Below are 12,649 nucleotides of genomic sequence, written 5' to 3' on the forward strand. Positions count from 1 at the left end.
TCCTGTTCCTTCGATCACGGTGTCATTCAGGCGGTTTCGGTGACGGTGCCCCACAGGCTGCGGGTGCCATGGCTGCCGTAGCGCTCGCGGGCATCGCGCGGGGTGATCGTCGAAAGGTTTTCCGGCGGCGCCGAATAGGCGTGCGCGGCGAAGATCTGCCCGGTCATCGGCGCGATGTAGGGCGCCGCGTGGATCAGCACCCAGTTGTCCCGGCGCGCGGCTACCCAGGCGATCACCTTCGCCGGAATCCGGACCGCCATATCGGCAATGCGCGGCAGATTGAACCGGCCCAGCTTGCGCATCCACATCGGCAGGGTGGGAATCGTCGCCAGTGACAGCAGTCTGGCGCCGATCGCGAACGTCAAGCCCTTGCTCGGCGGCGTCCACAGCAGGTAATGCATGGCCTGCACCGCCCGCTCGGTGACGCACAATTGCGGCCGCACCCGTTCGAAGTAGGCATGCACTTCATCGCGGTTGCGCGGAACATCGGAGGGCTTGCAGGTCTGTAGCTCGGCGGCGATCACGCACTCGGCCCAGTACCGGTCCTCCTCGGCGGGGCTCAGCGGCCCCGGCCCGTACATCTCGTAGGCCTTGAGCACCGAATGCCACCCGGTGACGTGAATCCACAGCTGTGCCTCAGGGCTGTTGGCGCTGTAGCGCTTGCCGCTGACCGGTTCGATGCCCGTCATCGGCGCGTGCACCTTCATCAGGTGCTCGGCGGCCTGGATGGCGGTGCGGCCGTCACCGAGGGCGACCAGCACGAAATAGGACAGCGTGTGGTCGAGCCGGACCGCGGGGTTGTCGTAGATCCCCTGTGAATCGGCGACCGCCGCGGTCAGGAACGGATCGAAGTGCTCGAGGGTGACGGCGCGCTGGAAGCCGATCAGCGCGGTCGGCGACCCCCACACCTTCCAGCTGGGGGAGTCCGGCCCGAAGAAGCCGTAGTCGTCGCGGCGCAGGGTCGACGGGTCGAAAGCCATTGCACATGCTCCTTTGCAGTGCCGAGGCAGAGCCTCACAGGTGAATACAACACCACCGTAGCAATAGCGTGTGATGAATACAACGGTTGCGTAGGATTAGGTCGGACGCGGGGGTATCGTCCAGGGGAGAAAGGTAGGTGGGCGTGTGACCGCGACGCAGGAGCAACGACCGCGACGCCGCTATGCCCCGCGTCTGCCACCGGAGCAACGCCGCGCGCAACTGCTCGACGCCGCGTTCACCGTGCTCGGCCGGATGGAGCTGCACGAGTTGAGCATGGAGGCCGTCGCGCAGGAGGCCGGGGTGGGGAAGCCGGTGCTGTACACCGTGTTCAAGACCCGTGCCGAACTCGTCGAAGCACTGCTGGAACGCGAACGCGAACGCGGGCTGGATCAGATCGCCGATACGCTGCCGAAAGACTTGCTCGACACCGACCCGTTGACCGCGGCCTCGGCGACTGTCGAAGCCTTTGTCGGTGTGGCACTGGAGAATCCGGCCCGCTGGCGACTGATTCTCGCCACGCCGGCGAGCGCTCCCGACGAATACCGTGCGGCTCTTCGTGCTTCGCGTGCCGATATCTTGGAGCGCGCGGAATCGCTTGTCCGCATGGGAATTTCGCTGTCACCACGCTGGTCGAGCATGGATGCCGGGCTGCTCGCGAACTCGACCCTCACCGTCGCCGAAATGCTCGGTCGGCTGGCCGTGAGCGAGCCGGAAGCGTATCCGCGCGAACGGCTTCAGGCCTACGTCCGCTCGATCGTCAGCCTGCTGACCGGGCCGTGATGGTCAGCGGTTCTCCCGCGCCAAGCGCATCGTCTCGGTCAGCAACTTCGACACCGCGGCCGCCTCGGTGAGGAACCCGTCGTGCCCGTCGCGAGAATGCACGATCTCGAGACCCGCACAGCCCGGCAGCCCTTCGGCCAACTCGGCCTGAGTGTGCAAGGGGTACAGGCGATCCGAGTCGACCCCGCCGACCACGCACGGCACCGACGTCGAAGCCAGCGCGGCAGCGATACCGCCGCGCCCGCGACCCACATCGTGGCGGTTCATGGCCTCGCTGAGCAGCACATAGGTGGCTGGATCGAAGCGCTGACACAGCTTGTCGGCCTGGTGCTCGAGGTAGCTCTGCACCGCGTACCGTCCACCGGTCCACGGGTCTTCCTCGCCCTGGGCCTTGTTGGCGAAGCGGTGATCGAGTTCGCCCTCGGTGCGGTAGGTCAGGTGCGCGATGCGCCGGGCCAGCCCCATGCCGGTCATCGGCGCGCGACCGGTGCCGTGATAGTCGCCGCCCTGCCAGTCGGGATCGGCCGTGATGACGGCCATCTGGGTGGTCTGGGTGCCGATCTGATCGGCGGTGGCGCGAGCGCCCACGGCCAGCACCAGCGCGGCGCTGACCCGCTCGGGCAGGCCGATGATCCACTCGAGCACCCGCATGCCGCCCATCGAGCCGCCGACGACCGCGCCGAGCCGCTCGATCCCGAGCACCTCGAACAACCGTGCCTCGGCGTTCACCTGATCGCGAATGGTCAGCTCGGGAAACCGTGAGCCCCAAGGCTTGCCGTCGGAGGCGAGCGAGGACGGGCCGGTGCTGCCCTTGCAGCCGCCGAGCACGTTGGTCGCGATCACACACCACTCGTCGGTGTCGATCGGCGCGCCGGGTCCGACCATGCCTTCCCACCAGCCGGGTGCCCCGTCGGGCCCACCGACGACATGCGAGTCGCCGGTGAGCGCGTGTTCGACGAGCACCACATTGTCCAGGGTGGGCGAGAGCTCGCCCCAGCGTTGCACCGCCAGCCGCACATCGCGAACCTCGGCGCCGTTCTCCAGCGTCACGTCCCCGATGGCGACCACACCGACACGCCCGTCCGGGGGTGGCAGCAGGTCCACCCCGGTTCCGGGTCGGGCGATCGGCGATTCGGTGCTCACAGTCACGTCGTCGCCGCCGCGAACCCGGCCCGCAGATCGGCCAGAATGTCTTCGATTCCCTCGATACCCACGGCGAGCCGGACCAGGCCGGGAGTAACGCCGGCCGCCAGCTGCTCTTCGGGCGTCAACTGCGAGTGCGTCGTCGACGCTGGGTGAATCACGAGGGAACGCACATCACCGATGTTAGCTACATGGCTGTGCAGGCTGAGCGCGTCCACGAACTTCTTGCCCGCATCGACACCGCCCGCCAGCTCGAACGCCACGATCGCGCCCGCGCCCTTGGGCGCCAGCTCCTTGGCCCGCGCGTGCCAGGGCGAGGACTCGAGCCCCGCATAGAACACCGCGTCGACGCCCGGCTGCTCGGCGACGAACTTCGCGACCGTCTCGGCATTGCTGACGTGCCGTTCGACGCGCAAGCTCAGCGTCTCGATGCCCTGCGCGATGAGGAACGCGTTGAACGGCGAGACCGCCGCGCCCAGATCGCGCAGCAACTGCACGCGCGCCTTGAGCGCGAACGCGGGCGCGCCCAGATCGGCGAATACCGCACCGTGGTAGCTGGGGTCGGGCTCGGTGAAACCGGGGAAGCGTGCTTGGCCGTCGGCGTCGCGCACGGTCCAATCGAACGTGCCGCCGTCGACGATCACGCCCGCCACGGCCGTACCGTGCCCACCCAGGTACTTCGTCGCCGAATGCACGACGATGTCGGCGCCGTGGGCCAGCGGCTGGATCAGGTACGGGGTGGCGACGGTGTTGTCGACGATCAGCGGAAGGCCGTTGGCGTGCGCGACACCGGCGATGCCGGGAATGTCGAACACCGCACTGCTCGGATTGGCGATGGTCTCGCCGTAGAACGCCTTGGTGTTGGGCTGGATCGCCGCTTCCCACTGCGCGAGGTCATCGGGATCCTCGACGAACGAGACCGTGATCCCCAGCTTGGGCAGCGAGTAGTGGAAAAGGTTGTAGGTGCCACCGTAGAGATGCGGGCTGGACACGATGTGGTCGCCCGCGCTCGCCAGGTTCAGGATCGCGTAGGTCTCCGCGGCCTGTCCGGAGGCCAGCAGCAACGCCGCGACGCCACCTTCGAGCGCGGCAACCCGCTGCTCCACCGCGTCCTGAGTGGGGTTCATGATCCGGGTGTAGATGTTGCCCGGCTCGGCGAGGCCGAACAGCGCGGCGGCGTGATCGGTGTCGCGGAAGGTGTAGGAGGTGGTCTGGTAGATCGGCAGCGCCCGCGCGTTGGTGCTCGCGTCGGGGGCCTGGCCCGCGTGGACCTGCTTGGTCTCGAAGGACCAGTTCTCGGGCAGGGAAGAGTCAGTCATGTCGTGCTCCAGTGGGTGTGCGCCGGGGGGATCTCGTCAACTGGGTCGGATCGACGGGCAACAACACATGGGGGCCTCCTGCAATGCGCGCTTGCTCTCGACTTTCGAGAGCCCGGTCATCACCCGGAGCACCCCACCGCAGCTGGAGGGTTGCCGACCAGCGAGCCGGGGCTTGGCGCTGGTACTCATGACCTTGCCGTCATGTTAACCGGACATCTCCCACGCGCGGAAACTTCCCCCGCATTTCACGCTGAAGATCACTCGGTCGACGGTGTGCCGAAGCCGGGCGTGTCGTCGACCGGTGCGAAGGTAGCGCCGCCGCCGTGGTGATCGCGGTGATGATCCGTGACAAGCCGGAAAACCTGATCGAAGGCGACGAACACGATAACCGAGTGCCGATCGCGGCCTGACCTATACGCAGAGCCGCGATAAACCACTGATTTCGCGAGGACATGGGTAACTCACCGGGGACGGGCTGAATTAGCCCGTCCCTTGCCGCCAGCCGCCAGCGTAAATCTCGCGGCACGTAGTCTGGCCAGAAGTCCCGGGGAGGCGGAACAGCCGTCCCGCACAGTGGGGCCTCCCATCGCGGTGAGGTGGGGGACAGCAGTACGCTCGTCTTGTTTGCACCACACGTCCCGCAGACAACGCGGGGCATATACGTTGTCTGTTGGAACTGCTGGGGTCCGCTCACAAGCGTGTTCGCCTAGCCGTGCAATAAGGGCACCCACCGAGGAGGACACGAAGATCCATGTCCAAGATCAAGGTTGAAGGCACCGTTGTAGAACTCGACGGCGACGAGATGACCCGGATCATCTGGCAGTTCATCAAGGACAAGCTGGTCCATCCCTATCTCGACGTGAACCTCGAGTACTACGACCTCGGTATCGAGTACCGCGACAAAACCGATGACCAGGTCACGGTCGACGCGGCCAACGCCATCAAGAAGCACGGCGTCGGCGTCAAGTGCGCCACCATCACCCCGGACGAAGATCGGGTGAAGGAATTCGGTCTCAAGAAGATGTGGCGCTCGCCCAACGGCACCATCCGAAACATTCTGGGTGGCACCATCTTCCGCGCGCCGATCATCATCTCGAACGTGCCGCGCCTGGTGCCCGGCTGGACCAAGCCGATCATCATCGGCCGCCACGCGTTCGGCGACCAGTACCGCGCCACCGACTTCAAGGTCTACGAGGCGGGCACCGTCACGCTGACCTTCACGCCGGAAGACGGCAGCGAGCCGATCATCCACGAGGTCGTGAAGATGCCCGAAGACGGCGGCGTCGTCATGGGCATGTACAACTTCAAGAAGTCCATCGAGGACTTCGCGCGGGCCTCGTTCAACTACGGCCTGCAGCAGAACTACCCGGTGTACCTCTCCACGAAGAACACCATTCTCAAGGCCTATGACGGCATGTTCAAAGACACCTTCCAGGAAGTCTTCGACGCCGAGTTCAAGGCCGAGTTCGACGCGGCGGGCCTGACCTACGAGCACCGCCTGATCGACGACATGGTCGCCTCCTCCATGAAATGGGAGGGCGGCTACGTCTGGGCCTGCAAGAACTACGACGGCGACGTGCAGTCCGACACCGTGGCCCAGGGCTTCGGCTCGCTCGGCCTGATGACCTCGGTGCTGCTCACCCCGGACGGCAAGACCTGTGAGGCCGAGGCCGCGCACGGCACGGTCACCCGGCACTACCGCCAGCACCAGCAGGGCAAGCCGACCTCGACCAACCCGATCGCGTCGATCTTCGCCTGGACCCGTGGCCTCGAACACCGCGGCAAGCTGGACAACACCCCCGAGGTGATCGGCTTCGCGCAGGCGCTCGAGGACGTGGTCATCAAGACCGTCGAGGGCGGTCAGATGACGAAGGACCTCGCGGCGCTCGTCGGCGGGGACCAGGGTTACCTGAGCACCGAGGAATTCCTCGGCGCGCTGGACGCCAACCTGGCTCGCGCACTGAAGTGATGTGCTGCGTTTCGCGCTGAACCGCGAAACCGCACGGCTGTAAGAAAGCGCTCGCATCGAATCCGATGCGAGCGCTCTTCCGCCTCTCCGCGTATTCAGGCCGGACTCGAGTGACGTGAGACCTGCGTCGGCGGCCTGCGGGATCAGTGGTGGTTCGGTTTGCTCGACCCGGTGAGTTACCCATGTTCTCGCGAGATCAGTGGGTTGTTTGCCGGGTCGATTTCGTGCACGGTGGGCTAACTCACGCTCTGCTCGGGTAGCGAATGGGTACCCGCGCCCGTTGCATGGAGGCGTGACTTCTTCCATTGCAGCCCCTGATCGCCTCGGCGAGCCACGTACCAGCTGGCATGTCCCGGCGATGCTCGCGTTGGCGCTGGGTGGATTCGGAATCGGCACCACCGAGTTCGTGACCATGGGGTTGCTGCCCGACATCGCGCGGGCCTTCGATATCTCCGAGCCGTCGGCCGGGCACGCGGTGTCGGCGTACGCGCTGGGTGTCGTGGTCGGCGCGCCGCTGATCGCCGCGTTGTGCGCGCGGGTGGCGCGCAAGAAATTGCTCATCGTGTTGATGGTCGCGTTCGCCATCGGCAATATCGCCACGGTCCTCGCACCGACTTTCGGCACGCTCGTGCTGGCCCGCTTCGTGTCCGGCCTGCCGCACGGCGCGTACTTCGGTGTCGCCTCGCTGGCGGCGGCCACCCTCGCGCCCGTCGGCCAGCGGGCCAAGGCGGTCGCCGCGGTCATGCTCGGGCTCAGCGTGGCGAATGTGATCGGTGTGCCTGGCGCGACCTGGCTCGGTCAGCATCTGGGCTGGCGTGACGCCTACGTGGTCGTCGCCGTGATCGGCGTGGCGACAGTGGCCGCCCTGTGGCGCTACGTGCCCGCCCTGACCAGCATGAAGATCACCAACCCGATGACCGAATTGGGCGCGCTGCGTCGCCCGCAGGTGCTGCTCACCCTGGCCGTCGGCGCGATCGGCTTCGGCGGCATGTTCGCCGTCTACACCTACATCGCCACCACCATGACCGACGTCGCGGGGATGCCCATCGGCGCGGTGCCGATCGTGCTCGCGCTGTTCGGCCTCGGCATGATCGTGGGCAATATCGGCGGCGGCATCCTCGCCGACCGCGGCGTCGACCGCTCGATCTTCATCGCCATGATCGCGATGGTGGTCATCCTCGCCGGCTTCGTCCTGGCTGCCCACAACCCCATCACCGCCTCGATCGGCGCCTTCCTCGTCGGCGCCTCCGGCGCGGCCTTGGCCCCCGGCCTCCAAACCCGCCTCATGGACGTGGCAGCCGACGCCCAAACTCTCGCCGCCGCCCTCAACCACGCCGCCTTGAACATGGCCAACGCCGCCGGCGCCTGGCTCGGCGGCCTCGTCATCGCCGCCGGCCTCGGCTACACCGCCCCGGCGATGGTCGGCGCCGTCCTCGCTGTAGCCGGTGTCCTCCTGTTCACCCTGACGGTGTTCCTACAACGCCGCTCCGCACACAACACGCCGTAACCGATTGGTACCCTTCCTCACCTCGACATACGGTGCCCCACATGCCGAGCCACCTGCACGAAGGTTTGCTTGACCTTTTCCGCACGGATCTCCTACTGGCCCCGTCATTGCTGGCTGAGGAGTTCAGCGTCCCGCTGCCGGGCCTGTCACAAATGCGGGCAGAGCCATGTGACTTCACTGACGTCGGGCCCAAGGAGTTTCGCGGTGACCTGGCGCTCAGCACTCATGACGATCGGGACATTCCCGTTCTCGGTGTGTGCGTGGAGGTGCAGTTGTCCAAGGCGGATGTGCGCCGCTGGAAATGGCCGGTCTACCTGACCACCCTGCGATCGCGGCTGTGTTGCCCGGTGGTTCTGTTGGTGGTGACGCCGAGCAGGAAGGTCGCGAAGTGGGCCGAGCAGCCAATCGAGCTCGATACCGTCGGATCGGTCATCCAACCCCTGGTGCTAGGCCCCGACCGCTTCCCCGTCGTGACCGACCCAGATGAGGCCAGGCGGCGTCCCGAGCGGGCGACGCTGTCGGCGATCGCCCACGGCGCAGGCGCCCACATGGAGGAGGTCCTTGCGGCTTTCCTGGCCGGGCTGATGAAAACCGACGACGAACATGCGAAAATGTATCTTGATCTGGTCGACGACGCGTTGACCGTCCCTGCAAGCCGACGCCTGGAGGAACTGATGGAGAGCACGCCTCAATACCGCGGCCGCATCGCTACCAAGTACATAGCGAAGGGGCGCGAGGAGGGGCGCGCGGAGGGGCGCGCGGAGGCGGACGCGAAGGTCGCCAAGGCTGCCGCGCACGCCGTGCTCACCGTACTTACCGCTCGCGGGCTCGAGTTGTCCGCGGCGCAACGGACGCAGCTGGCCGCATGCACCGACCTCGACCAGCTCGACGTGTGGTTGAAGCAGGCCGTTACCGCGACCCGTACCGACGAACTCTTCGGCTGACTCCGAGCGTCGGAGTTGGCCGCTTCGTCAACGGATCTAGTAGGCCGTGGCGGGCCTGCCCCAGCCGATGCTGAGCTGGACGGCTCGCTGCCAGCGTTCGTATTCTTCGTCGCGGATTCGGCGGTCCGGGGCAGGGGTCCACTGGGCGGCGACCTTCCAATTGCGGCGTAGGCCTTGGAGATCGGGCCAGTAGCCGACGGCCAGGCCTGCTGCGTAGGCGGCGCCGAGGGAGACGGTTTCGGTGACCAACGGGCGCATCACCGGGGTGTCGAGGACATCGGCGATTATTTGCATGAGCAGGTTGTTGGCGGCCATACCGCCTGCTACGCGGAGGGATTTCGCCTGCAGGCCCGCGTCGGCGTTCATGGCCTCGACCACGTCGCGGGTTTGCCATGCGGTGGCCTCCAGGACGCCGCGGGCCAGGTGGCCTTTGGTGACGTAGGAGGTCAGGCCGATGAGCAGGCCGCGGGCGTCGCTGCGCCAGTGGGGGGCGTAGAGGCCGGAGAAGGCGGGGACGAGGTAGCAGCCGCCGTTGTCGTCGACTGTGCTTGCGAGAGTTTCGATTTCGGGGGCGGTGGCGATCAGGCCGACGATGTCGCGCAGCCATTGGACCAGGGACCCGGTGACCGCGATCGGGCCTTCCAGCGCGTAGACCGGTTCGGGGCCGACCTGGTAGCCGATGGTGGTGAGCAGGCCGTGTTCGGAGCGGATCAGTTCGGTGCCGGTGTTCATCATGAGGAATCCGCCGGTGCCGTAGGTGCATTCGGTTTCGCCTGGGGCGAAGCAGGTTTGGCCGAAAAGAGCGGCGTGCTGATCGCCGAGGGCGGCGCCGATCCGCACACCGGGAACGACTGTGCGGGCGGTGCCGAAATCGCCGGTCGATGGTTCGATGCGGGGGAGCATGGCGGGCGGAATGTCGAAGAACCGCAACAGTTCCGCGTCCCACTGGCGGGTGGCGAGGTTCATCAGCAGGGTGCGGCCCGCGTTGGTGACGTCGGTGACGTGCTCGGTGCCGCCGGTCAGTTTCCAGATGAGCCAGCATTCCATGGTGCCGAAGAGCACGTCGCCGCGTTCGGCTCTGGCGCGCAGGCCCTCGACATTGTCGAGCAGCCAGCGCAGTCGGGGTGCGGCGAAGTAGGTCGCCAAGGGGAGCCCGCTCAACTCCGGAATACGCTGGGCGCCTGGAAGTTCCTTCAATCGATCGACCAGCTCCTCGGTGCGCACGTCCTGCCAGACGATGGCCAGCCGCACCGGCTGCCCGGTGCGCCGATCCCACACGACGGTGGTCTCGCGCTGATTGGCGATCCCGATCGCGGCCACCTGGTCGACGGTGATCCCGGCGTCGCGCAGCGCCGCGGGCACGATCCGCTCCACGGTCCGCCAGATCTCGAGCGCGTCCTGTTCCACCCATCCCGACCTGGGGTAATGCTGGCGATGTGTCCGCTGCGCCATTCCCGCCAGCCGCGCGTGCTGGTCGAAGACGATGCAGCGACTCGAGGTGGTCCCCTGGTCGATGGCGAGCACGAAGCGTTGAGTCATCGGCAGCTGCTCTCGTCGGCGGTGCGTGTCTGCATGGCGAAAGGCACGATGTCCGAGCTCATCGCGCTGCCGTCAGGTCGCGGTGCACGGCGAGAGCGGCGGCCAGTACCTGCTCAATTGCGGCGGGACGCACCTGTAACCGGTTGTCGCACAGCCGATCCGTCGGCCCGGTGATGCCGATAGCCGCGACGACGAGCCCACCTCTGGCTCGAACGGGCGCGGCGACCCCCGCTTCGCCGGAGCGATGCTCCTCGACTTCGTCCGCCCAACCACGCCGTCGAACCTCGGCGATCGCACGGTCGAGCCGGTCTCGTTCGGTGATCGTGCGCCGGGTGAACCCTTGGAGTGCAACGACTTCCGCTGCGGCGTCATAGGCCAGCAGTACCTTGCCGAGCGCGGTCGCATGGGCGGGCAGTACCTCACCGACTGCCAGGGCCTGCTCGCTGTTGTCGGGCCGAAAGACGTGGTGGATCACCGTGATCCCGGTATCGCGCGCCACGGCGATGCGGACCGATTCCCCGGAACGCGAGGCGAGTGCGTCGGCCCGGTGGATCGCCCGGGAACGCAACTCGTTCACATCGAGCCGATCGGTCCCGAGTTCGCCGATCGCCTGGCCGAGTAGGTACTTGCCGGTGCGTGCGTCCTGGCCGACGAATCCGACTCCGAGCAGCGTCCGCAGAATGCCGTGCGCGGTGGGTTTGGCCAGGTCGAGCGCGGTCGCGATCTCGCCGACGCCCAGCGGTCCCGACCCGCGCGCGAGCAGACGCAGCACGGCGGCGGCGCGTTCGATCGACTGGATCGGGCCAGGCATGGCCCCGAACCTACCACCGTTCAGCATTGTCGAACGGCGTGTGTGGTGTACGCGGCCGCGCGTTCCTAGCGTGGGTTTCGGGCACAGGTGCCCGATCGGCGGACTCGAAGGTGAGATCCGGGAAGGACGACACATGAACCGGTACGTGGGCGCGATCGACCAGGGCACGACCTCGACGCGATTCATGGTTTTCGACCACAGAGGCACCGTTGTGGCCCGCCACCAGCTCGAACACTCCCAGCTCATGCCGCGCCCCGGCTGGGTCGAACACAATCCGGACGAGATCTGGGAACGTACCCGCACCGTCGTCAAGACCGCCCTCTCGCTCGCCGACCTCACGGCAGACGACCTCGCCGCCATCGGCGTCACCAACCAGCGCGAGACCACCGTCGTGTGGAACCGCCGCACCGGCCGCCCGTATGGCAACGCCATCGTCTGGCAGGACACCCGCACCGACCGCATCATCGCCGACCTCGATGCCGCCGGGCAAAGCGCGCTCATCCGCGCGAAGACCGGCCTGCCGCCCGCGCCGTATTTCTCCGGCGGCAAGCTGAAGTGGATCCTGGACAACATCGCGGGCGTGCGCGCCGACGCTGAGCGCGGTGACGCCCTGTTCGGCACTCTGGACAGCTGGCTGATCTGGAACCTCACCGGTGGCGTGCACGTCACCGACCCCACCAACGCGTCGCGCACCATGCTGATGGATCTCGAAACCCTCGATTGGGACGACGAACTCCTCGCGATCTTCGGCATCCCGCGCGCCATGCTGCCGACCATCGCGCCCTCGTCGAACGCGGACCTGTTCGGGACGACGAAGCCCGATGGCCCGTTCAAAGGTTCGGTGCCCATCGCGGGCGTGCTCGGCGACCAGCAGGCCGCGGGTGTCGGGCAGGTGTGCTTCCAGCCCGGCGAGGCCAAGAACACCTACGGCACCGGCAATTTCCTGATGCTCAACACCGGCACGGAGATCGTGCGCTCCAACCACGGCCTGATCACCACCGTCGCGTACCAGTTCGGCGCCGGCAAGCCCGCCTACGCGCTGGAGGGTTCGATCGCGGTCACCGGGTCCGCGGTGCAGTGGTTGCGCGACCAGATGGGCATCATCGCCGGGGCCGCGCAGATCGAAGACCTCGCCGGTCAGGTACCGGATTCCGGCGGCGTGTACTTCGTGCCTGCCTTCTCCGGTCTGTTCGCGCCGTACTGGCGACCCGATGCCCGCGGCGCGGTTGTCGGCCTGTCGCGCTACAGCAACAACGCCCACTTGGCCAGGGCCACCCTGGAATCCATCGCCTACCAGACCCGCGACGTGGTCGAGGCCATGCAGCGCGACGCCGGTGTCCGGCTGGCGACGCTGCGGGTGGACGGCGGCGTCACCGCGAACCAGCTGGCCATGCAGATCCAAGCCGACCTGCTCGGCGTCCCGGTCTCGCGGCCGGTCGTCGCCGAGACCACCGCGCTCGGTGCCGCCTACGCCGCCGGATTGGCCGTTGGCTTCTGGAGCGGCACCGACGAACTGCTCGACAACTGGTCCGAAGACATCCGCTGGCACCCGACCTGGTCGCAGGAGCAACGCGAACACGGCTACCGCCGCTGGCTCAAAGCCGTCGAGCGGACCCTCGACTGGGCCGAAATCTGAGTCACCACAATACTTTCGAG

The 12,649-nt window shown here is 67.0% G+C and carries 10 protein-coding genes and 1 riboswitch; of the genes, 5 read left to right on the forward strand and 5 right to left on the reverse strand.

Annotated features, from left to right (window positions below; genetic code table 11):
* Positions 1-26: 26 nt before the first annotated feature.
* Positions 27-980, reverse strand: coding sequence for an oxygenase MpaB family protein (locus ACFXKN_RS27915; RefSeq protein WP_379434136.1), 954 nt, complete (start codon positions 978-980; stop codon positions 27-29).
* A gap of 145 nt (positions 981-1,125) precedes the next feature.
* Here ACFXKN_RS27915 and ACFXKN_RS27920 point away from each other — a divergent pair, with 145 nt between their 5' ends.
* Positions 1,126-1,761, forward strand: coding sequence for a TetR/AcrR family transcriptional regulator (locus ACFXKN_RS27920; RefSeq protein WP_378971566.1), 636 nt, complete (start codon positions 1,126-1,128; stop codon positions 1,759-1,761).
* A gap of 3 nt (positions 1,762-1,764) precedes the next feature.
* On the opposite strand, the gene ACFXKN_RS27925 is transcribed toward ACFXKN_RS27920, so the two are convergent.
* Together ACFXKN_RS27925 and ACFXKN_RS27930 are read right to left on the reverse strand one after the other, a co-directional pair.
* Positions 1,765-2,910, reverse strand: coding sequence for a homoserine O-acetyltransferase (locus ACFXKN_RS27925; protein WP_378971560.1), 1,146 nt, complete (start codon positions 2,908-2,910; stop codon positions 1,765-1,767).
* Positions 2,907-4,223, reverse strand: coding sequence for a bifunctional o-acetylhomoserine/o-acetylserine sulfhydrylase (locus ACFXKN_RS27930; RefSeq protein WP_378971553.1), 1,317 nt, complete (start codon positions 4,221-4,223; stop codon positions 2,907-2,909). The genes ACFXKN_RS27925 and ACFXKN_RS27930 overlap by 4 nt, the downstream gene beginning before the upstream one ends.
* An 82-nt stretch (positions 4,224-4,305) precedes the next feature.
* A riboswitch (SAM riboswitch) is annotated at positions 4,306-4,416 on the reverse strand.
* Between the two features lie 558 nt (positions 4,417-4,974).
* On the opposite strand from ACFXKN_RS27930, the gene ACFXKN_RS27935 reads away from it, so the two are divergent.
* From ACFXKN_RS27935 to ACFXKN_RS27945, 3 genes are all read left to right on the forward strand, one after another.
* Positions 4,975-6,192: an NADP-dependent isocitrate dehydrogenase gene (locus ACFXKN_RS27935; protein ID WP_378971544.1), complete on the forward strand. Its 1,218-nt coding sequence runs from the start codon at positions 4,975-4,977 to the stop codon at positions 6,190-6,192.
* A 358-nt stretch (positions 6,193-6,550) separates the two neighbouring features.
* Positions 6,551-7,699 (forward strand): MFS transporter, encoded by a 1,149-nt coding sequence (locus ACFXKN_RS27940; RefSeq protein WP_378971807.1) that lies wholly within the window; start codon positions 6,551-6,553, stop codon positions 7,697-7,699.
* A gap of 41 nt (positions 7,700-7,740) precedes the next feature.
* The gene (locus tag ACFXKN_RS27945) at positions 7,741-8,643 is read left to right on the forward strand and encodes a hypothetical protein (RefSeq protein ID WP_378971537.1); all 903 of its coding nucleotides are present in this window, start codon (positions 7,741-7,743) and stop codon (positions 8,641-8,643) included.
* Between the two features lie 36 nt (positions 8,644-8,679).
* On the opposite strand, the gene glpK (ACFXKN_RS27950) is transcribed toward ACFXKN_RS27945, so the two are convergent.
* Positions 8,680-10,182, reverse strand: a complete 1,503-nt coding sequence (gene glpK, locus ACFXKN_RS27950; RefSeq protein ID WP_378971532.1) for a glycerol kinase GlpK — start codon at positions 10,180-10,182, stop codon at positions 8,680-8,682.
* Positions 10,183-10,240: 58 nt separating this feature from the next.
* Positions 10,241-10,993, reverse strand: a complete 753-nt coding sequence (locus tag ACFXKN_RS27955; protein ID WP_378971526.1) for an IclR family transcriptional regulator — start codon at positions 10,991-10,993, stop codon at positions 10,241-10,243.
* A gap of 133 nt (positions 10,994-11,126) precedes the next feature.
* On the opposite strand from ACFXKN_RS27955, the gene glpK (ACFXKN_RS27960) reads away from it, so the two are divergent.
* Entirely contained in the window at positions 11,127-12,629 is a 1,503-nt protein-coding gene (gene glpK / locus ACFXKN_RS27960) for a glycerol kinase GlpK (RefSeq protein WP_378971512.1), read from the forward strand.
* The last annotated feature ends 20 nt before the right edge of the window (positions 12,630-12,649 follow it).

The organism is Nocardia sp. NPDC059195 (assembly GCF_042754695.1).
Taxonomy (GTDB): Bacteria; Actinomycetota; Actinomycetes; order Mycobacteriales; family Mycobacteriaceae; genus Nocardia.